The organism is Desulfosalsimonas propionicica (genome assembly GCF_013761005.1).
GTDB lineage: Bacteria > Desulfobacterota > Desulfobacteria > Desulfobacterales > Desulfosalsimonadaceae > Desulfosalsimonas > Desulfosalsimonas propionicica.
This window is the reverse complement of the sequence record NZ_JACDUS010000002.1, coordinates 473356-494722: the sequence shown is the minus strand read 5'-3', so window position 1 is coordinate 494722 and position 21367 is coordinate 473356. Positions and strand designations below refer to the sequence as shown.

The 21367-nt window shown below is 49.8% G+C and carries 21 protein-coding genes; 15 read left to right on the top strand and 6 right to left on the bottom strand.

What is annotated here, in order from left to right; genetic code table 11:
• Positions 1-26 precede the first annotated feature (26 nt).
• The 4 genes from HNR65_RS05550 to HNR65_RS05535 all read right to left on the bottom strand — a co-directional run bounded on the left by HNR65_RS05550 (position 27) and on the right by HNR65_RS05535 (position 5193).
• Positions 27-1625 carry a peptide chain release factor 3 gene (locus HNR65_RS05550; protein WP_181550463.1) on the bottom strand — a complete coding sequence of 533 codons (1599 nt, stop codon included), beginning with the start codon at positions 1623-1625 and terminating at the stop codon, positions 27-29.
• Between the two features lie 344 nt (positions 1626-1969).
• Entirely contained in the window at positions 1970-2929 is a 960-nt protein-coding gene (locus tag HNR65_RS05545; protein WP_181550462.1) for an MBL fold metallo-hydrolase, read from the bottom strand.
• A gap of 183 nt (positions 2930-3112) precedes the next feature.
• Positions 3113-4606 (bottom strand): D-glycero-beta-D-manno-heptose-7-phosphate kinase, encoded by a 1494-nt coding sequence (gene rfaE1, locus HNR65_RS05540; protein WP_181550461.1) that lies wholly within the window; start codon positions 4604-4606, stop codon positions 3113-3115.
• Entirely contained in the window at positions 4603-5193 is a 591-nt protein-coding gene (locus tag HNR65_RS05535) for a D-sedoheptulose-7-phosphate isomerase (protein ID WP_181550460.1), read from the bottom strand. Before HNR65_RS05535 ends, rfaE1 begins: the two co-directional genes overlap by 4 nt.
• Positions 5194-5600: 407 nt before the next feature.
• On the opposite strand from HNR65_RS05535, the gene HNR65_RS05530 reads away from it, so the two are divergent.
• The 3 genes from HNR65_RS05530 to HNR65_RS05520 are packed head-to-tail and all read left to right on the top strand — an operon-like array spanning position 5601 to position 6920.
• Positions 5601-6050: an NUDIX hydrolase gene (locus HNR65_RS05530; RefSeq protein ID WP_232364670.1), complete on the top strand. Its 450-nt coding sequence runs from the start codon at positions 5601-5603 to the stop codon at positions 6048-6050.
• Positions 6051-6082: 32 nt separating this feature from the next.
• Positions 6083-6640, top strand: a complete 558-nt coding sequence (locus tag HNR65_RS18245; RefSeq protein WP_181550458.1) for a C40 family peptidase — start codon at positions 6083-6085, stop codon at positions 6638-6640.
• Between the two features lie 43 nt (positions 6641-6683).
• Positions 6684-6920, top strand: a complete 237-nt coding sequence (locus tag HNR65_RS05520; protein ID WP_181550457.1) for a hypothetical protein — start codon at positions 6684-6686, stop codon at positions 6918-6920.
• Positions 6921-6971: 51 nt separating this feature from the next.
• Here the strand turns inward: HNR65_RS05520 and gmhB are convergent, their stop codons facing one another.
• Complete coding sequence (gene gmhB, locus HNR65_RS05515; RefSeq protein ID WP_181550456.1) at positions 6972-7544, bottom strand: D-glycero-beta-D-manno-heptose 1,7-bisphosphate 7-phosphatase; 573 nt, start codon at positions 7542-7544, stop codon at positions 6972-6974.
• Positions 7541-9106, bottom strand: coding sequence for a glycosyltransferase family 39 protein (locus HNR65_RS05510; RefSeq protein ID WP_181550455.1), 1566 nt, complete (start codon positions 9104-9106; stop codon positions 7541-7543). Before HNR65_RS05510 ends, gmhB begins: the two co-directional genes overlap by 4 nt.
• A gap of 405 nt (positions 9107-9511) precedes the next feature.
• On the opposite strand from HNR65_RS05510, the gene HNR65_RS05505 reads away from it, so the two are divergent.
• The 12 genes from HNR65_RS05505 to xerA all read left to right on the top strand — a co-directional run bounded on the left by HNR65_RS05505 (position 9512) and on the right by xerA (position 21352).
• Complete coding sequence (locus HNR65_RS05505; RefSeq protein WP_181550454.1) at positions 9512-10462, top strand: Gfo/Idh/MocA family protein; 951 nt, start codon at positions 9512-9514, stop codon at positions 10460-10462.
• 1 nt (position 10463) lies between these two features.
• Complete coding sequence (locus HNR65_RS05500) at positions 10464-11681, top strand: radical SAM protein (protein WP_181550453.1); 1218 nt, start codon at positions 10464-10466, stop codon at positions 11679-11681.
• 46 nt (positions 11682-11727) lie between these two features.
• Positions 11728-12561: a glycosyltransferase family 2 protein gene (locus HNR65_RS05495; protein WP_181550452.1), complete on the top strand. Its 834-nt coding sequence runs from the start codon at positions 11728-11730 to the stop codon at positions 12559-12561.
• A gap of 15 nt (positions 12562-12576) precedes the next feature.
• Entirely contained in the window at positions 12577-14085 is a 1509-nt protein-coding gene (locus HNR65_RS05490) for a lipopolysaccharide kinase InaA family protein (protein ID WP_181550451.1), read from the top strand.
• Entirely contained in the window at positions 14075-14971 is an 897-nt protein-coding gene (locus tag HNR65_RS05485; protein ID WP_181550450.1) for a glycosyltransferase family 2 protein, read from the top strand. Before HNR65_RS05490 ends, HNR65_RS05485 begins: the two co-directional genes overlap by 11 nt.
• 246 nt (positions 14972-15217) lie before the next feature.
• Positions 15218-16369, top strand: coding sequence for a glycosyltransferase family 4 protein (locus tag HNR65_RS05480; protein WP_269750855.1), 1152 nt, complete (start codon positions 15218-15220; stop codon positions 16367-16369).
• 4 nt (positions 16370-16373) lie between these two features.
• On the top strand, positions 16374-17264 hold the full coding sequence (locus tag HNR65_RS05475; protein ID WP_181550448.1) for a lipopolysaccharide kinase InaA family protein: 891 nt from the start codon (positions 16374-16376) through the stop codon (positions 17262-17264).
• Positions 17265-17393: 129 nt separating this feature from the next.
• The gene (coaBC, locus tag HNR65_RS05470) at positions 17394-18617 is read left to right on the top strand and encodes a bifunctional phosphopantothenoylcysteine decarboxylase/phosphopantothenate--cysteine ligase CoaBC (RefSeq protein WP_181550447.1); all 1224 of its coding nucleotides are present in this window, start codon (positions 17394-17396) and stop codon (positions 18615-18617) included.
• The gene (locus HNR65_RS05465; RefSeq protein WP_181550446.1) at positions 18614-19339 is read left to right on the top strand and encodes a uracil-DNA glycosylase; all 726 of its coding nucleotides are present in this window, start codon (positions 18614-18616) and stop codon (positions 19337-19339) included. Before coaBC ends, HNR65_RS05465 begins: the two co-directional genes overlap by 4 nt.
• A 131-nt stretch (positions 19340-19470) precedes the next feature.
• Positions 19471-19800 carry a Rho termination factor N-terminal domain-containing protein gene (locus HNR65_RS05460; RefSeq protein ID WP_181550445.1) on the top strand — a complete coding sequence of 110 codons (330 nt, stop codon included), beginning with the start codon at positions 19471-19473 and terminating at the stop codon, positions 19798-19800.
• Between the two features lie 14 nt (positions 19801-19814).
• Positions 19815-20390 (top strand): 5' nucleotidase, NT5C type, encoded by a 576-nt coding sequence (locus HNR65_RS05455; protein WP_181550444.1) that lies wholly within the window; start codon positions 19815-19817, stop codon positions 20388-20390.
• Positions 20387-21352, top strand: a complete 966-nt coding sequence (xerA, locus tag HNR65_RS05450; protein WP_181550443.1) for a site-specific tyrosine recombinase/integron integrase — start codon at positions 20387-20389, stop codon at positions 21350-21352. Before HNR65_RS05455 ends, xerA begins: the two co-directional genes overlap by 4 nt.
• The last annotated feature ends 15 nt before the right edge of the window (positions 21353-21367 follow it).

The following is a 21367-nucleotide window of genomic DNA, read 5'->3' as shown; positions in this document are numbered from 1 at the left end:
TCCTCCGGGACTGGATGCGCAGGGATTTATTGATATTCCCGGGTTTTTAAAAATGTGAGATCCGGCCATTGTTCGGACTCATAATTGAGCCGCCACAGGGTCGGGGCGAGGTAGACCAGCTCCCCCCGCGCATCTGTTGCCAGATGGGACTGGCAGGCTTTTTTAAATGCATCCAGCTTTTTTTTGTCGGTGCACCGGACCCATCGGGCTGCGGCATACTCGGCCGGTTCATAGGCAGCATCCACTCCGTATTCGGTCTTTAGCCGCTCCATGGTCACGTCAAACTGCAGCACGCCAACCGCCCCCAGGATCAAATCGCTTCCCAACACCGGCTGAAACACCTGAATGGCGCCTTCCTCGACCAATTGGTGAACCCCTTTTTTCAGCTGCTTGGCCTTGAGGGGGGACTTAAGGCGCACCCGGCGGAAATGTTCCGGGGCAAAGCTGGGCACTCCGGTAAACCACAGGAGTTCTTTTTCCGAAAACGTATCCCCGATACAAATTGTGCCGTGGTTGTGGATGCCGATAATGTCGCCGGGCCAGGCTTCTTCGGCAAATTCCCGGTCCTGGGCCATAAACGTGATGGGATTGGCCAGTTGGACGGTTTTTCCGGTCCGGTGGTGGCGCACCCGCATTCCGCGTTCAAACCTGCCGGAACAGATGCGCAGAAACGCGATCCTGTCTCTGTGGGCCGGATCCATGTTGGCCTGGATTTTAAATACAAACCCGGAAAACTCCTTTTCCTCAGGATAAACCATGCGGGTGGCAGCCGGCCGGGGCTGGGGCGGCGGAGCGATTTCCACAAAAGTGTCCAGCAGTTCGCGAACGCCGAAATTGTTGATGGCGCTGCCGAAAAAAACCGGAGTTTGACTGCCGTTTAAAAAATCCTCCATATCAAAGGGATTGGCAGCCCCTTCCAGCAGTTCCACGTCCTGGCGCAGTTCGGCTGCCTGGCTGCCGAGGATTTCATCCAGCCTGGGGTCGCTTGTGTCCCGGATGGTCAAAACATCATCGGGCAGGCGTTCCTGTCCCGGGGTAAACAGGTTGAGTTCCTTGCGGTACAGGTTGTAGGTGCCCTTAAACCGCTTGCCCATGCCAATGGGCCAGGACAGGGGGGCGCATTCGATCTGCAAAGTGTTTTCAATATCATCGATGATATCAAGCGGCGCCATGCCCTCCCGGTCAAGCTTGTTGATAAAGGTGATGATCGGGGTGTTTCGCATCCGGCAGACTTCCATGAGCTTACGGGTCTGGGGTTCAACGCCCTTGACGCTGTCAATCACCATGACCGCGCTGTCCACCGCGGTCAGCACCCGGTAGGTATCTTCGGAGAAATCCTGGTGCCCCGGGGTGTCCAGCAGGTTGATCTGGCAATCCCGGTAGGAAAACTGCATCACTGAGCTGGTTACGGATATGCCCCTGGCCTGCTCGATGGCCATCCAGTCGCTGGCGGCATGCCGGCTTGCCTTGCGTGCCTTGACCGATCCGGCCATCTGAATGGCGCCGCCAAACAGCAGCAGTTTTTCCGTTAACGTGGTTTTGCCGGCATCCGGGTGGCTGATGATGCCAAAGGTGCGGCGCCGTTCCGTCTCCTGACGGTTTTGTTTTTCTGATATCGCGTTCATGTATGCAACTCTGTTGAATTTTCGGTCCGGGTTTTTCTGGTACCGTGTTTGATAAAATCCTGTTTAAAGGACAAAAAGGGTTGTGACGACAAAAGAAACGGGAGTCGTTAAGGCGGCGGCAGTATGGGGGATTTATATCCTTTCATGGCGTTTTTCTATACGCGCCATGAAAGGATATGTCAATCATATTTAGTGCCTGAACGAAAACCGTCTTTTCCGCCAATCTCTGCGTCCGGCTCAAATTTTAATCCTCAAAATACGTCGAGTATTCCTGTGGTTAAAATTTTCGCCGTCCTTGACCTTGACGAAAAATCCTGGTTTTCGTTCGGGCACTATTTAAAATCTTACTGTTCGGCGGCAAAAGTCAGCTGGGTGCCGGCCATGTTCAGGATAAAACGATCGCCAAAGGCCTGTTCAAACATTGCTGTGGCATCACGCCCGGTGCAGTGGGTGGGCACGATCCAGGCCGGGTCAATTTCTGTCAGGGACTCAATAGTGGGTTTGACAACAGGCGCCTGGTCCGGTCCGGAGAGGTGGAATCCGCCCATGACGGCATAAACCTTATCCACGCCCGTAACCTTCCGGGCATAGTTCACAGTGTTGACAATGCCTGCGTGGGCGCAGCCGCTTAGCACCACCAGGCCCTTGTCTTTGACCACAAAGGCCAGGGCGGTATCATCTTCAAATGTGTCTGGCTTCGCAACGCCGTCTTTTTCATACCAAAGCGAGGGGGCGCCTTTTTCAAATTCAGTGGTTCGCTCGATTTGAGATAAAAACAGAACCTGGCTGTCGAGCATGGGATAGGGGGTTGCGGTTTCAATCAGGGAAACTTTTGCGTCCTCGGCGTCCTGGCGGGTAAAGGGCGGAAAAAACACCTTGAGATCTTCCGTGATCTTCATGTAGCGCGGAGCCCGAAATACCTCAGGGTGGACCACCAGGGGGATGCCGGGTTTGGCCACCATTTCCGAAAGCAGGCGGATGCCCCCCACATGGTCAAGGTGGCCGTGGGAAAGGGCCATGATCTCCACCCGGGCAAGGTCGGCTTTCAGGGTTTTTGCGTTCATGGCAGCCCCATGATGGGAAAACCCGAAATCAAACAGCAGGCTTTTAGACGATTCGCCGCTGCTGACAGTGATCATCGCAGAAAAGCCGTGTTCGGCCAGTATGCTGTTTTTTACTTCCATTCCCTCCAGGGGCACGGCTCTGGAGATGACATCCGAATTGTCCCGGGCAAGGATGTCAATATAGTTGTCCTGAAGGGTCAGGATGTCCACGCGATCCACGGGTTGCATGGAAATGTTCATGGCGGCCTCCTTTGCGGCTCATTGTCATTGACCGGGGCTTGGGCAAAAAGGCGGCATTTTTGCAGCCGGCTGTTTGGACCCGGTTATAGCCATTGGATCACAATTATGAGCATAAGACCAGAAAAAAGTTTTATGAATTCCTATAAGGGAATTGAGCAATTAAAATTTTAAAAAATTGCAACGTCAGTTTAAGGAACCGCTGTTGCGCGGCCCGCCGCGGATGCGTTCAATCAGCAGGGAAGTGGACTGGTTGGGCAGAAAATTCACAAGCACCACCTCGCCGCCGTATTTTTCCACAACTTCTCTGCCCACCACCTGATCCATGCGGTAGTCTGATCCTTTGACAAGCACATCGGGTTTGATGGTGTGAATGAGATTGACCGGGGTGTCTTCGTCAAAAAGCACCACCGCATCCACACAGTCAAAAGCCGCAAGCATGGAGGCCCGTTCATGCTCGGCAATCAGCGGGCGATCTGCGCCCTTTAGCCGGGCAATGGAGGTATCTGTGTTCAGTCCCACCACAAGCAGATCCCCCTGGGCGGCAGCCTGGTTTAAAATGTGGAGGTGGCCCACGTGAAGAAGATCAAAACAGCCGTTTGTAAACACGATGCGTTTTTTGCGCATGCGCCACCATCGCACGTGTTCAGCAAGGGTGCTTGTGTCCAGGATTTTGTTTTCAAGCGGAGGGGACAGGCACTCCACCAATTCCGCCGGGCTGGCCGTGGAAGTGCCGGCCTTGCCAACAACAATGCCGGCAGCCGCATTGGCAATCATGGCAGCGGTCTGAAAATCCATTTTTGCGGCCAGACACAATCCCAGGGCAGCCACCACGGTATCGCCGGCACCCGTTACATCATAGACCTCCCGGGCCCGGGTATCCACTCGTTTCAGACCGTTTTCCGGGCTCCACAGGGCCATGCCAAGCTCTCCCAGGGTGATGAGCAGGGCATCGAGCCGGCAGTTTTCACACAAGGATTTTGCGGCTTCGGCCACTGCGGTTTCATCCAGGGGATCAACAGCGCGGCCGGCTGCGGTTTCAAATTCCAGGAGATTGGGGGCAATGATGGAGGCCCGGCTGTATCTGGAAAAATCTCTGGATTTGGGATCCACCACCACCGGGATATTGCGGCTTCTGCCTTTTTCAACAAGGGTTTGGATGACATTGTCGGTGAGCACGCCCTTGGCATAGTCGCTGAGCAAAATGGCATCCGGCGGATCAGCATGATCCAGGGCGTCAAAAAGCGCCTGCCGGGTTTGGTTGTCAATGGGTTCCGGGTTTTCCCAGTCGAGTCGTATCATCTGCTGGCGCCGGGACATGACACGCAGCTTGCGGATGGTGGGCCGGTCCGGAACCCGGATCAGGCATTGGGTATCAATGTTTTTTTCAGCACACAGTTCAGCCAGGGCATGGCCCGGGGCGTCCTGGCCGGTGATGGCCGCCAGGGTCACCCTGGCACCGAGTTGGGCCAGTCCGTTTGCCACATTGGCGGCCCCGCCCAGGCGCTGGAACTGGTTTTCCACGTTGACCACCTGCACCGGGGCCTCGGGGGAAACCCGTTTGATGGCGCCTTCGATGTAATCATCCAAAAACGCGTCGCCCACAACCCATACATGCAGTTTGGGGGCATGTTCGAGCAGTTCCACGAGACTGCGGGAAAGCAGAAAAGCAGCTTTCATGAAGGTTTCCTTTCCGCCTTGGTATTGGTCAGCCCGGTTTCAATGGCCTGGGCAAGACCGTGCAGGCAGATTTCATGCACTTCCTGGATCCGGGCGGTGCGCCGGGAGGGCACGGCAAACAAAACATCGGCCAGATCCGCCAGAGCTCCGCCGCCTTCACCGGTCATGGCAATGACCTGGATGCCCATTTCCCGGGCGGCTTCAGCAGCCCTGACCACGTTGGGGGAATTGCCGCTGGTGCTGAGGGCCACAAGCACGTCCCCGGCGCGGCCCAGGGCCTTTACCTGGCGGGCAAAGACCTGTTCAAAGCCGTAGTCATTTCCCAGGGCCGTGATAATGGAGGTGTCCACGCAAAGGGCAACAGCCGGCCACGGGCTTCTTTCCTTTTCATACCGGCCCACCAGCTCTGCGGCAAAATGCTGGGCATCAGCGGCAGATCCCCCGTTTCCGCAGATCATCAGCTTCCCCTGGTTTTGTAGGCAGTGAATACAAACTCCCAGCGCCGGATCGAATTTTTTTTCAAATGATGCCAGCGAATCACCGAGCACCTGGTTGTGTTCAGCAACAATATCTGAAAATGTTGTCATGCAATTCCTTTTTAGTCTGGCTTCTGTGGAAAAAAACAGCGCAGCCTTGGGCCGGTTTGCCGCAAATCTGCGTGCTTATCACATTGATACCCTTGTGATTTTGTAAACTAAACGACTTTACAAAAAGAGGCAGCCAAAGTCAAAACGCAAATTTGTATCAGTATATGGACGTCTGGAAATCGAGAAGTATTGATTGTGATCCGGTTGTGTTTTATGCTGCTGAACAGCAGTTCATGCTTTCCGATGGACACGGGGGGACCAATAGATTGAGAAAAAAATATCATAAGGCGGAAATCAGAAATATACTGGCAAGTCATCGACCGCAGCATTTCCAGTCGCCGGGGCGAAAACCGGCCTCGGTGCTTATCCCATTTTACCCGCTTCCGGAAGGGTTGTCTTTGGTTTTGATGAAGCGTCCGGATTATCCCGGAGTTCATGGAGACCAGATTTCATTTCCCGGGGGCGGAAAAGAAAAAGAAGACAGAGACGACCTGGAAACCGCGTTAAGGGAAACTCATGAAGAAATCGGTGTAAAACCGGAACACGTTGACGTGTGGGGCGCACTGAGCACCCAGCAGACCGTGACATCGAAATACCGGATTGCCCCTTTTGTCGGCAGCATTCCTTATCCATATGAATTCCGGCCCGACTCCAGGGAGGTCGAGCGCCTGATCCTCATTCCGTTTTCCCGTCTGCTCGACCCTGAAACATACACATATGGCACTTACAACTGGAAAGGCCTGGAGTTTGAAAGCGATCTGTACAGATACGGAAACGATATTATCTGGGGATTGACCGCGCGGATTTTAAACAATCTGATTACGCTGATAAAAACCGGTCGGGAGCAAGATGTTTGAGTCTTTAGCCGGCCGCCAGGGACATATGACCAATGAAGCAATGCAGGATCAAGACGTGCATCCGAAACAGGGCCGAACCTGTTGTACTTTCTTTTTCCGGATCCGGCCGGTCCTGGATATTGGTGTTGCTTTTAACGGCTTGCCTCCTTTTTTCCGGCGGGTGCAATGCTTTTCGGCCCCATCCCGGAACCCATGTCAGTCCGGCGGTAAGAAATGAGATTGTCAACATTGCGCTGCAGCATAAAAACACCCCTTATAAATGGAACGGTGATACGCCGGCCGGCTTTGACTGCTCGGGATTCGTCCGTTTCGTCTACAGGCAGGCGGGTTTTGAAATTCCAAGAACATCCACGCAGCAATTCCGTGCGGGACACAAGATTGCCCGGGCAAACCTGAAAAAAGGGGATCTGGTATTTTTTAAAAAATGGAAATGGTTGGGCACCATTTTGTCCCCGAGTCATGTGGGCATATATATCGGTGCGAACCGATTCATTCATTCCCCGGGATCAGGTGGTGCCGTGAGAATCGGTCACCTGGGGAATAAGTATTGGAGTACCCATTACAAGGGCGCTCGAATGCTGCTTGAATAATGGACGCCTCGCCTGGCCCCCGCCCGGAATCGGAAATGGTTTTTTGATTGAAGCGTTTTTGGGAATTATTATGGAGATAATCAGCGAATCATGGATGAATCTACGAAATGTCGGCAAAGCATCCCAACAGGCCAAACGAAACCATCAAGACCCTTTCCGAACTCCTTATACCGATCTGCTCCGCTCGCCGGATCCCATGAGCCGGACGGTTGCCAGGGCAAAAATCATTGTTGAAGGGCCGTCGGATTCGGGCAATGGACGGGATACCGCGTATAGTTGATTTGCCCATCCCGCCCCTCTGTTTGACCGTTGTCCGCTAAATCCTTTTCTTTCAAGTCCTTGCAAGCAAAGCAGCACAGGCCTGGCCCAGATCCTCGAAAATTTGCACGTTTTCCGCGCTAATACCTTGTATCATGCCCTCTTTCAAGGCTGCCTCGGTATTTTTCCCCTTTCCTGTGCGAACCAGCCAGGTTGCAATGCCCGCGGCCCGGCCGGCCTGCAGATCGCTTTGCGAATCACCGATAAATACCGTCTGATTTTTTGAGATACCGGATTGTTGGACGGCCTCTTCTATTAGACCGGGCTCGGGTTTGCGGCACCTGCAGCCTTGATCAGGGGTGTGGGGGCAGAAATGAATACCTGAAAAAAATATGCCTTTTGCTGCAGCATCCCGGCGCATCCGGTCATGGATGGTTTCCAGGGTTTGTTGGTCTATGATTCCCCGTTTCACACAGCTTTGATTGGTGGCCACAGAAAGCCGGAGCCCGGCCTGAGCCATTTTGGCCAAAGCATCCAATACCCCCTCAATCCAGACCCACTGGTCCGGATCTGTTACATATCCGCCGGGTGCCTCATAATTGAGCACCCCGTCGCGGTCAAGAATTACATGGCAAAACCGGGTCATTGCAGCAGTCCCTTGTCCTTGCAGAACTGCGCGGACCCAAAAATATATATTATCCGGTCGTCACTGGGAAATTTTTTGATCAGCCGGTATCCGGAAAATTGCGGCATGATGTCTTTTTCATCCGACACTTTGATATAAATGATATCGATTTGCTTTTTTATTGCAATTTTTCCCATGCCGGCATAATCATCCTCGTATTTATTCGGTATGGTTTCAAACTGATCAACGGTTAATCCGCCATAATAGGGTAACTGCGAATCATTGGTCAGTACTCGTGCATCCCGTAGCAACTCGTTTTGTTTGGCAAAACGGCCGGCTTCTATTATGACACTGTCATCCCTTTTAACAACTGAATGAAATGCCTTGGAGGCCGGCACGACGAGAAAAACCGCCAAAAAGCAGAAAAGCCAGAAATTCGGGCGAAAAGAATTTTTGACACGGTTAAACAGATTGTTCAGCCCCTGGCCCACCCATGGGTAGACAAGGCAGGCAGGTGCGAATACAAATCTGTGCTGCATGAAATCGCGGTTGATCAAGTTGAGATAGACCAACAACAGGTAAAAACCGATCAGGCCAAGAATAAAAGCATGCTGGACTTGCATCGGCCGCCAGGAGGAAAAAAATAGCGCCACAAAAAAACAGGGGAATATGACTTTAATGAAGATTTTACCAAAACCCGTAAGATAAACCAGGTACATAAAATGGCGGGTGGTTTCCAGCAGATTCTGTCGACCGTGATAAAAAGGCGGGGTTCCTTCCAATTTCTCAAGGGCTTTGTAGCGCTCCATATATTTGTCCATGAACTCGAGCTGTAAGGCGGCATCTGCTTTGCTTGTCACTGAGTCCAGCCGGTTGACCGGCATCTGGTTTAAATGGGCTGCAGTTAAGCCCGCTCCGCCCAAAACGGCAATGAAAGCGAGCCAAAGCATCAATCCCTTTGCCATAGAAACAGCAGTTTTGGGTTTTTGCAGCATTCGGACAATGCAAAACAAAGGAAAAAAAACAATTAAAAAAATTCCTTCAACGCGAAACAAGAAGGAAATAACCGAGATCGCTCCGGTCCAGACAAAAAATGCTGGTTTTTCAAGTTTAAGGGCTTTTTGACCCAGCCATACCGCCCACAGGACGCAAAACACAAAACCCGTGCCCCGGATGACATCCACGGACCATTCATTAAACACGGGGGATACGGCAAATGCAAAGGCCGACCAGAATGCTGCATGCCGGTTAAACAGGTCCCGGGTAAGAAAGTAAAGCGGGACAATGGCAAAGGTCATAAAAAAAATGGAAAGCAGGCGGGCGGCCAGATCCCAGTTGGGGATGATGAAATGAACCAGGGCGATGAGTGCGGGATAAAAAGGCATTGGGTACAGGGCCATGCCATCGCTGAACCGGCCGTCAGCAAAATGTTTGGCAATGGAGATATAGAGCGTGCCGTCTGCATTGATGGGCTTTTGAAAAAGGCATAGCAGCAGGATTTTAATAAAAGCAGCCAGTGCCAGGCAAAAGAGCAGGCCGTATTTGGGTTCATATGCATCAAAAAGATTTTCGAATTTTTTCATGGGTTATTTTTGCTTGTCCTTCTATATTTATGGATGCGGGAGCTTTTAATTTTTTATGCTTTCGTAAAAAGTCGATTTTCAGATGGCGCCGTAAAAAGTTCAAGATCAAGGCTTGCGCGATTTCGAAGAATGCAGCGTACTTAGCCGTACGTGAAATTTTGAGAAATTGCGCGTAACGCAGATATTGAACTTTTTCCGTGTCATCAATTTTTAAGTGGCATCATTTATAGTAGATTGATCCAAGGCGTCAAGTACTGTCAGACAAATTTCCTGCTGTTGCATCAGGCGGTCATTACCTGCTAAGAAAGTTAAACCGCACTTGAATTAAAATTGGATTGATAATATAGGGTTCCGGGTTTTGCAAGATCAACTTGACAAAAAGCCGGACAGACTGAAAGAGATTCGATGAAAACAGCCATAATCGGTGCCGGCAGAAAAAGAAACGGCATCGGGCAATATATTGCAAAATATTTTCATCAAAGCGGCGCACAGGTGACAGCGGTGCTGGGCACCACAGAGTCGTCAGCGCAGCAGGCGGCCTTGTCTCTGGCTTCTTACGGAATCACTGCTGCGGCTTACACCGGGTTTTCAGAAATGATCGAAAAAAAGCGGCCTGAAGCCGCGGTCATTGCTTCTCCCGTGGATACCCACTACCATTACCTGGCCCAATGCATTGATCACGGGGTGCACATTTTTTGTGAAAAACCGTTTGTCAGTATGGATGATATTGCCGGAGATGCAGGGGCCTGCCTTGGGTCTGTTTTCTACGAAGCCGGCCGGCGGAATTTAAAAATTGCAATGAATGCCCAATGGCCGTTTTCCCTGCCATTTTATGAATGTCTTTGCGGGCCCGTGGCACCGGACGAAACCCAAAACTTTTTCATCCAGCTGGCACCTTCCGTATCCGGCAAAGACATGATTTTAGACTCTGTTCCCCACGCCCTGAGTATGCTATATAGGGTTTTTGGTTCCGGGGATGTGGCCGGTCTGCATATCCGGGAAAATAAAAAAAACAAAGTAATGGAAATCATATTTGATTATGTGCATTCCGGCGGTGTCTGCAGGACCATGATTGAACTTGTCCATACATTGAGTCAACCCCGGGATTTTGCATATGGGTTTAACAATAAAATTGTGCATCGCATCATTGATGTGGAAACATATGACATCTGTTTTCAATATCAGGGTCAAACAATTCACATAACAGATCCCCTGGAATTGTCTGTGCAGGATTTTCTGTCTTCGGTTATTAAAAAGCGCCCCCCGGCAATGGGTGAGCAAATGATCATCAATAATATGGCGCTGCTGGCGCAAATTTACCAAAATTATTCAAATGCAGAATTGATTGAGGAATAAAATGACCCATCCAAAACACAAAGAACATGATTTCAGCCTAAAACTCAGGCAGGCCTCGGTGATAGAGGGGTTTGCGGATTATGTCCGGTGGCAGCGGAGCCTTCGAAACGATCGGCCAGACGCGTCTGTCCCGGATATGGCGCCTGTTTCCATCAACCTGGATCTGACCACTGCCTGCAATTTTTCCTGCCCGCACTGCGTGGATTCTGGAATCATTAACTCCGGCCGGCAGCTGGATCTGGAACAAGTCAAAAAAAGCCTGGACACGCTAAAAGCCCATGGCCTGCTTTCGGTAATTTTGCTGGGGGGCGGGGAACCGACCCTGTACCGCGGCTTTGGCGAGGTGGTCCGGTATAGCAAGGAAATCGGCCTCCAGGTGGGCATTGTTACAAACGGGTCAAAACTCCAGCGGGTAACAGATGTGGCACATTTGCTGGGAAAGCATGATTGGCTGCGATTGTCCCTTGATGCCGCCATCCAGGAAACCTTTGACAAGCTTCACCGTCCGAAAACCGGGGTTCAGTTAAATGATATCCTTGAAAACGCCCGGGAGATAAAAAGCCAGAACCCGGATTTATCCCTTGGCTATTCCTTTGTCATCATGTGGGAGGGCCTGGAGATGAACGGTGTGCCCATTGCACCCAATATTGATGAAATGCAAAAGGCCGCCGGGCTGGCCGCCCGGTATGGGTTTGATTATATCTCTTTTAAGCCTTGCCTGATCCGGCTTCCGGATCTGCACAAGGAAACCCTTTTGGACAGCGTGGACAGACAAAAACAGGAGGAAATCATCAATGAGGTCAAAAAACGCATTGATGAAACCAAAGATGCGGCCGGTGACCGGATTAAAATCCTTGAAAGTGTCAATTTGATCGCCATGATCCATCACCGGGTCCATGAGCTGAAAAAGCAGCCCAAAACCTGCCATATGCATATTTTCAACTCTGTTCTGGCCCCGGACGGCATTTTTCACTGCCCGGCTTTCAGGGGGGTGGAGAGTGCCAAAATTGCAGAGGCTGACGGTTATGCAGGGGAGGAAAATTTTCAAAAAACCCTTGAAAATCTCAGGCGTTCCATTGATTGTTTTGACGCCCAAAAGGAATGCGACCGGATCGCCTGCTTTTATAATGATGTCAACTGGTGGATTGAAAATTTTATAACCTCGGAAACCCCGGTGGCGTCTTTGGAAACAGCAGAAGACGACAATTTTTTCTTCTGATGGTACGCCTGTATCAGATGATTTGAAAACATTGGAGAAAATTTGTATGACAGAGAATAAGCCTTCGGTTACCGTATGCATACCCCACTGGCAGGTCCAAAAATACATGCGCATATGCCTGCGCTCGATTCGCAAGCATTCTGCAAAATATGACATTCAGGTGATCGTCGTGGACAACGGATCAAAGGATGAAAGCCTTGATTATCTGCGGTCCCTGGATTGGATTATTCTGCTTGAGCGGCCAGAGGAAAAACACACCAACTGGCCCCGCAATGTTTTTACCGCCTGGGATTACGGGCTGACACATGCAACCGGCGATTATTACATCACCATGCATTCTGACGTATTTGTCCGGGCCGATGACTGGCTGGACCCCATGCTCAGGGAAATCAACAGTCATCCCAAAGCTGCCGCATCCGGTGCCTGGAAACTGCATCTGGAAAATCCCGTGTATGTTTTTCAGAAAAGAGTGACAAGGTATATGGTAAAAAAAATCAGACAACTGTTGGGCTCAAAAAAGCATGTAGAATGGAAAGTAGGTCATTATCCGCGGGACTATTGTGCAATGTATCGAAGAGATATTATTGTTGAAAATGGTTTGCAGTTTACCCCGATTCAAGGAGCTGAAGGGGGGCTGGGAAGAGGTGGGGGGTATTCCATTGCAGCACAGCTATGGAATGCAGGCTATCAAACGCCTATGATTCCAGTCGAGGAGATGCGGTCAAAAATTGCTCATATCGCCCATGGCACAGCCGCAGTGCGCAAGGAAAAACCGCTAAGATACGAAAGGAAGCAAAAAAAGCTCGAGGCCAGAACAGCAAATTTTTTAGCTCAGCAGTGGGTAAAAAACCTGGAACAGGATCAACGCCTTGATCGGTAAGAAGGATATCACAGTTTGAAAAAAACAATCCCTTTGCAAAGTTCTGGTTTTCTTTCAGACGGGCATGATATTCAAACACCTTTTCGAGTGGTTGTGTCATGCCGGGGCAATGACCATGAAATCAAATGCACCCGAGTGTTAAGAAATCTTCCGGGTAAACGCTTGGTCTGTGGTGGTGAAACCAATGGCCGAAACATCGTTGCCAAGTTTTTTCTGGATTCCAAAAGGGGCAAAACTCATTGCAGGCGCGAAGAGCAGGGATTATTGGCGCTTGCTCAAACAGGCATCAACACCCCTGAGCTCATTTGCAGCGCTGCCGTTGATTCCGCCGGCCGACAGCCGATGCTTATTCTGCAGATGCTGGAGCATGCAATTGATTTTGAAAAGGCCTGGAAAAGTGCAGAAACAGACTGGCAGCGTGCCGGCCTTCTAAAAAATCTTTTTTCGCTGACTGCATCGATGCATGCATTCGGTCTGATTCACAAAGATGCCCACCCGGGAAACTTCATGGTCGCCGGCGGAATCCTTTACGCAATTGACGGCGGCGCTGTCGCGATAGTCAAAAAGGGAAAAGCCCTTTCTCCTGCCAGGAGTATAAAAAACCTGGCGGCCGTGTTTGCCCAGTTTGAATCAGCTTTTGACTATTTGCTTGAAGATGCATTTGTTTTCTATCGCCAAAAGCGTAACTGGACTCCGGGCCGTTCTTATCGCCGTTACCTTATTAAACAAATTCGACTTCAGCGGCAAAAAAAAGAAAAAAAATATTTTAAAAAAATTTATCGGGAATCTTCGGTTCAGGTTTGTTCCAGGTCCTGGAATCAGTTCATGGTGTGCAAGCGAAAATGTTATACACGTGAAATGAAAACTTTTTTAAGGCACCCGGATGCATTCATTGATAAGGGAAAATTATTAAAGAATGGAAATTCTTCTACAGTTGCACTGATAGAAATGGACAACAGTTTTTTTATTGTGAAGCGATATAATATAAAAAGTTTTACCCATGCGTTGCGGCGCTGTTTTAGGGTTAGCAGGGCCTGGCGTTCCTGGAAAAATGCGCATCGATTGATTTTGCTGAACATTGCTACTCCAAAACCACTTGCAATGTTGGAATATAAATGGGGTTCATTGCGTTCAAAAGCTTATTTTATAACTGAATATGTACATGGCAGAGATGCTTATCAATGGTTTCACGCAAAAGAAAACAGTGAATCTGAAATCCAGAATATGGCCAGCAAATTTGGTCAGATTTTAAAGATTTTTTATCATTCCCTGATTACACATGGAGATTTTAAGGCGACCAATTTTATTGTTTCCGGTGACAATCTTGTTGTCATTGACTTGGATTCTATGCGTTCATATGGACGGGCTGGGCGAAAATTTCAGCAAAAACTGTTAAAGGATTGTCAGCGGCTATTGAAAAACTGGGAAAGGCATCCATTTATCTGCCGCATATTTTGCCAAGAACTTGAAAAATTGAAGTTTATACCTTTATCTAAAATAAAGTTAAAATGTTATGAAAATTAGCTTTGTTATTCCGACATATAACTATGGGAATTTTTTGGAACGTTGCCTTGCCTCCGTCTTTCAGCAAGATTATGGGGATTACGAAGTTATCGTAGTTGATGACGGATCAACTGACAATACAATTGATGTTATATCAAGGATTCAACAACAGTATCCGGAAAAAAAAATTGATTATATATTCCAGAAAAATGCAGGTCCTTCCGTGGCAAGGAACAACGGAGTGGCAAAGGCTGCCGGAGAATATGTTTGGTGCTTGGATGCAGATGATCAATTAATTGATGGTGCTGTAAGAAAAATGGTCAGGGCCGCAGAGATAAACCCACAGGCATGGCTCTTGTTCTCGGGCTTTCAAGCCATAAATGAAAAAGGCAAAATAGTAAAACGGCCACCAAGCCCCTTGGGCAATGATCGGACTGAAAATTTTCGGCGATATATTCTTAAAAAAGTCAAAGGGCTGTGTATGGGTACTGCTCTTGTAAGACGGGAAGCTTTTGATTTGATAAGGTTTCCATCGGAGGTGGCTGTGAACGAGGATGTAGTCTTTTATTCAAAAGTATTGGTTCGTTATCAAGCCGTATCAGTATCAGGATTTGTCCTTACCGTGAACCGGCACAAAGGAAGTCAGCGATATAATATTGCAAAAATGCAGGAAGCAGGTTTGAACACTGTGGACAATATATTTAATAAAAACTTGCTTACTGCTGAGCAGATGGGATATCGGTCATTGTATTTGACTAGATGGTATTTGACTCTTTTCAGAGCACACTTCCGAAATAGAAGATTTAAAGAAGCCAGAGGGTATTATAAACAAGCAGTAAAAGAAAGACCAATCATTGTTTTTCGACTCTCTTATCTGCGTAAATATTTGAGAAGTTTTCGGAAATAGCAATTCTTATGTATCGTGTTTGACATAGGCGCTACTGTGTTTTCCGTAAAAATCAAGATGGCACAGAAGATGACAGCTTTACGGTAAAGGTTCCATCATTAATGCTGGCACATTATTGACAAAACTTTTTTTTGGCTAACTTTTGAATGCCGCTTGTTCAACTATTTTACTTGCGGATTTGCTTAACTTTCCGGGGATTTCGTTTTATCTCGGAATCTTTCGATAGCTCTTATAATTTTAGAATATATGAAATTCGCGTTTTGTTTATTTAAATATTTTCCATACGGCGGTCTGCAGAGAGGGTTCTTGCAGCTCGCACGAACCTGTGTCTCCCGTGGGCATCAGGTAGATGTTTATACTGGTTCCTGGGTCGGAGAAAAGCCTGAAGATATTAAAGTCAAAACTATAACCAATAGTGGCTTGACCAATCACAGCCGATATCGATCCTTTGCCAGGAGGTTGAAACCCTACATTTGCGACGGTGCGTATGACGCAATTGTAGGGTTTAATAAGATGCCAGGCTTGGATGTCTATTTTGCCTCAGATTTTTGCTATGCAGCTAAGGCTTCGGAAAAAAGCTTTTTATACCGTTTAACCAATAGATATCGAACACTAATAAAGCTTGAAAAATCAGTCTTCAGTCAATCTTCCAATACTTGGATCATTGCCATTTCTGAATACGAAAAAAAACAGTACAAGCGTCATTATGGAACCCCGGAAAAGCGTTTTTTTATGGTTCCGCCGGGTATCTCCAAAGACCGGATAGCTCCGCCCGATGCATCGGAGATTGGTGCCGCTCTTAGGCAAGAAATCGGTTTGGCGCGGGATGAGTTTATTGTGTTAATGGTGGGTTCCAATTATAAGATCAAAGGTGTTGATAGGGCAATTCATGCTATTGCTTCACTGCCTGCCAGTCTATCCGACAAAACTCGCCTGGTGATTGTGGGCAGGGGCAAAGCCGGTCCTTATCGCAGACTCGCAAAAAGGCTTGGGGTATTATCCCGCGTAATTTTTATCGGTGAACGCGATGATGTGCCGCGGTTCTTGTTAGGAGCGGATCTGTTACTGCATCCGGCTTATAGAGAAAATACGGGCACTGTCTTAATTGAGGCTATGGCAGCAGGGCTTCCCGTGTTGGCAACGGAAAGTTGTGGGTACAGTTTCCACATATCTCGGGCCAATGCTGGCTATTTGATTCCTGTTCCTTTTTTGCAATACAGGTTAAATGAACTTTTACTGGTTATGTTGACTTCTGAAAATTTGAAAAAGTGGTCATTGAATGGAAAAAATTATGTAGGCCGGACCGATGTGTACAGCAGACACGCGAAGGCAGCTGAAGTTATCGAAGCCGCTGCTTTGATCAAGAACCAGGCCTTTAGTGAGAATCAGGGAACTTAGTCAAATGAAGGATTTGTTCTCCCCTATCAAAAGTATTTCAACCCGAGATCTGATCGTTAACAAAAATTATGAAAAAGTACTACAGCTTCTCGGGCTGAACTATTTTGATGCAATCTGGCAGTATCCTCATGGAGAACTTGTGAAGGAAACGGTTCTTCATTCAGTTGTGCGCACAGAGATGCTTGCCGGCCAGAACAAAAAGTTATTTTATCTTAAACGCCACAATGATGAATATACAGCTTTGCGAGCTATGGCAGGATGGTGCTTTCCTGGTTTTATAAGCGCTCAGGGACCCTTAGAGTATAATAATATCTTGCGTTTTCGCGAAAAAGGTTTGGCAACGGTTATTCCCGTAGCTGCGGGTCAAAGACGCAGGGGATTGTTTCATGTGGAATCATTTTTGATAACAGTGGATTTTTCCCCTTATATTTCGCTTGAAACTTTTCTTAAAGTTAATCCGCAGTTTTTTATGGGCAAAGAGGGCCGATGCCGAAAAAAAAAGCTGATTGAAAAAGTCGCATCGCTTGCCAGGCAAATGCATGAAAATGGATTCAATCACCAAGATTTTAATGCCACCCACATTTTGCTTTATTATGAAGGGGCATCTGACATGCCAAAGCTTGCGCTTTTTGACCTTCAAAGGGTAGAAACTGGGTTTTTCTCAAAGTTCCGATGGGGCATCAAAAGCCTTGCCCGTCTCAATTACAGTTTGCCGGACGAGGTTTTTACTTTACAGGATCGGATTTCACTTTTGACTTTCTACAAGGGAAAAAGTCGGTTGAATATATTGGACCGGTGCCAGTGGTACTGGATTTCCAAGAAAACAAAACGAATTCGTCGTCATACAGAGAAAAAACGCGCTTCTGGTAAAGTCAGATATGGACCAAATCTGTAGCAGTCAGCCGAACGGCCTCCTGAGCATCGGGGCAGACTGCCGTCTTGGGGCCCTTATTGCCGGGCCTTCAACCGGGGCGGAATCTGCCCGGGTTTGACAAAAACAGCCAACCAGGATATTTTCTTTTTTATGGAAACTTGGCCCCCCATAAGCGGAAAAACCATACTGCTCGGCGTTTCCGGCGGAATTGCCGCCTACAAGAGCGTGGAACTCATGCGACTTTTGCAGCGTGCCGGAGCCAGGGTGAATGTGGCCATGACCCGCAATGCGGCCGCCTTTGTCGCCCCCCTGACATTTCAGGCCATATCCAGCAGCCCGGTATTTATGGATATGTATGACAGCCCGGAAGATGATGCCATGCATCATATTTCCTGGGCCGAGGCCGCAGATGCCGCAGTGATTGCGCCGGCTACCGGAAATATCATCGGCAAGCTGGCAAACGGCATTGCTGATGACGCCCTAACCACCCTGATGCTGGCGGTCACCGCACCCAAGCTCATCTGCCCGGCCATGAACACCCACATGTATGAAAACCGGGCTGTGCAGCGAAACATTGAAACCCTGGAGTCTGACGGCTACATCATTGTGGAGCCCTCTGAAGGCGAACTTGCCTGCAAGGCCGTTGGACCCGGCCGGCTTGCGGATCCGGAAAGCATTTTTGAGCACATCATCAATGTTTTTCTGCCAAATGATTATTTCAACAAGCGGGTGCTTGTTACGGCCGGGCCCACCCGGGAGCCCATGGATCCGGTCCGGTTTATCAGCAATCCCTCATCCGGGAAAATGGGGTATGCCATTGCCAGGGCCGCGGCCGGAAGAGGGGCCCACGTGGTACTGGTCTCCGGGCCTACGGATTTGGAAGCACCGCTTGGGGTGTGCCGGATCAACGTGGAAACCGCCCAGGAAATGGCCGATGCGGTGTTGGCCGAATCCGATGCCGCAGATGTGATCATCAAGGCCGCAGCTGTATCGGATTACACCCCAGCGGATAAGGCGCCCCACAAGCTCAAAAAGGGCGAAGATGCCCTCACTGTTGTTTTTGACCGGACCGTGGATATTCTTGCAGAACTGGGGAAAAGAAAAAAATCCAACCAGGTGCTGGTGGGATTTGCCGCAGAAACCCGGGACCTGGAAAAAAACGCCGCCAAAAAGCTCGGCGCCAAAAACCTGGACATGATCGCAGGCAACCTGGTCATCGGCCCGGCGTCCGCATTTGCAGCCCAAACCAGCAGCATCCAGCTGTTTTTCAAAGACGGTAGCAAAGAGCCGGTGCCGCCCATGGACAAACAGGGGGCCGCCCATGTGCTGCTGGACCGGATACTTTCCGCCGGGCAGCCGGAGGCCGGCAAATGACAGGCCCGGACCAAATGAATCTGGATTTCATGCAGGAAGTGCGCCAATACCTGCTTTATTTAAAGGAGATGGGATGCACGGGCGCACCCCTGGGCGAAGATGCACAGGGCATTGTGCAAAAATGGGGCGGCGTAAAACAGGTCATTGCCAGCCATGAAACCCATTTGCCGGAACACGACAGCCTTGATGCCATTTTAAGCGATCTGGTCTACTGCCGCAGGTGCCGCCTGGCGGATTCGCGCAAGGCCGTGATATGCGGGCAGGGTACAGCCGGTGCAGATATCATGTTTATCGGCCCCTTTCCGGAACCGGCCGATACAGACTCCGGGATGCCCTACAGCGGTGAGACCGGGCGACTGCTCACCCGCATCATTGAAGCCATGGGTCAAAGCCGCCAAAGCGTCTACATTTGTCATGCAGTCAAGTGCCGGCCGCCGGAAGAGCGGCTTCCGGACCGGTTCGAGGCCCGGGCCTGCCGCATCTGGCTCAAGCGTCAAATCCGGGCTGTATCCCCGAAAATCATCTGCGCCCTTGGCGGCTTTGCCGCGCAGAGCCTGCTGGGCACCGATGAACCCATCTCCCGCCTGCGCGGCCGGTTTCATGATTATGAAGGCATTGCTGTAATGCCCACCCACGAGCCAGCCTATCTGCTGGTGCACCCAAAGGCCAAAAGGGCTGTCTGGGAGGACATGAAACAGGTAATGGCGCGCTTAACTCATTAAATATGCATTGACATTCCAATCCATTTGGTTTTATATAATGAAGTTTGGAGTTGATAGACTGCGGGGGCTTTTTTCAAACCTCCGCTTTGTATTTTTGAACAACCTGTAAACCATTGAAATGAGGATTGAAAATGGCGAAAAAGGAAAAACAGGCAAAAGAAAAACCCCTTGAGAAACACACAGCCCCGGAACTGCGCGACATTGCCAAAGAATTGCCGGATGTCACGGGTGCTTCGGGCATGAACAAGTCCGAATTGATCGCGGTGATCAAAAAAGCCCGGGGTATCGAGGATTCCGGCAGAAAAAAACAGTCGGAAGCGTCCGTGCGCCAGATCAAGGAAAAAATCCGGGAACTGAAGAAAAAACGCCAGGAGTTTCTGGAAAACGATGATCGGAAAATGGCCGATATTTTCCGCAAGCGCATCAGCCGCTTAAAGAAGAAAACCCGGAGGGCTGCCTGAATCGGAAAACCGGCATGAAAATTGATCCAAAAGGCATAGCCTTTGATATCGACGGGGTGGTGGCAGATACCATGTCTTTGTTTCTGGCCATTGCCGACAAGGAGTTCGGCATCCGTCATATCCGATACGAGGAGATCACCGACTATTCCCTGGTGGAGGCCGCAATCATTGATCACGGCGTGATGTGGGAAATTATTCTCCGGATCCTTGAAGGGCGCTACAACCATCCGCTGGACCCCATTGACGGCGCCCCTGAGGTGCTCCGGCAGTTAAACCGCATTTGTTCGCCAACCTTGTTTGTCACCGCACGTCCGGAAGCCGGCCACATTACCGGTTGGATATGCGAGATTCTGCAAACCGGTCGGGAATGCATCGAGGTGGTGGCAACGGGTTCATTCGAGAACAAGCAGGAAGTTCTGGAAAAGCGTAATATCACGCATTTTGTGGAAGACCGGCTGGAAACATGTTTTATGCTGGCCAAAGCCGGCATTACACCCATTGTTTTCAGACAACCCTGGAACCGAAAGTCTCATCCTTTTGCTGAAGTGGGCAATTGGAGGGAACTTGAAGCCTTGATTTCAATGGAATGAGCAAAATTGCCGTCACCCAACTGCTGGATTCCTTCGTGGATTACCTGGCTGCGGAAAAAGGCTATTCAGATCACACCTGCAGGGCTTACGCCCGGGATTTAAGTGATTTTCTGGCTTATTTCACGACCTGGCAATCCACTGAACAGGTACGGAAACAAAAACGGCAGGGCGCACAAAAAGACAGCTCCGGGGCCGCGGGTATCGAGGAGATCAGTGCCCTTGTGATCCGTAGCTATCTGGGACAGCTCCACCGCCAGCAGATCAAAAAGACCTCCATTGCCCGCAAGCTGTCGGCCATTCGCTCTTTTTTCAATTACCTGGAAAAGCACCACGTGATCTCCCAAAATCCGGCAACCCAGGTCATCACTCCAAAGCAGGACAAGCCGGTGCCCGGTTATCTCACCGTGGATGACGTTTTCCGGCTCATTGATTCCATTGCCGATGACAGCGTGGCCGGCAAACGAAACCGCGCTATACTGGAAACACTTTATTCCACAGGCATCCGGGTTTCGGAACTGACAGGGCTTGACGTGGAAAACGTGGATTTTGCCAACCGCACGGTCAGAGTGCTGGGAAAGGGTTCCGTGGAGCGGATTGTGCCCATCGGGAACAAGGCTGCCGAAGCCATCCGCGCCTACCGTCGGGCATTGTACGGCAACAGCGCAAAAACAACAGATATCTGGAAGGGGCCCTTGTTTTTAAACAAAAACGGCGGACGGCTCACCCAGCGCTCTGTTGCGCGCATGCTGGACCAGGCCGCCCGGGCCGCCGGGCTCACCGTGCCGGTGTCCCCGCATGATCTGCGCCACACGTTTGCCACCCACCTGCTGGATGCAGGGCTGGATCTGCGCATGGTTCAGGAGCTTTTGGGGCACAGGCAGCTGTCCACGACCCAGAAATACACGCATGTAAGCATTGACCGGCTGATGGCTGCATATGACAGCGCCCATCCCAGAAAATAAAACAAGGCTGAATTT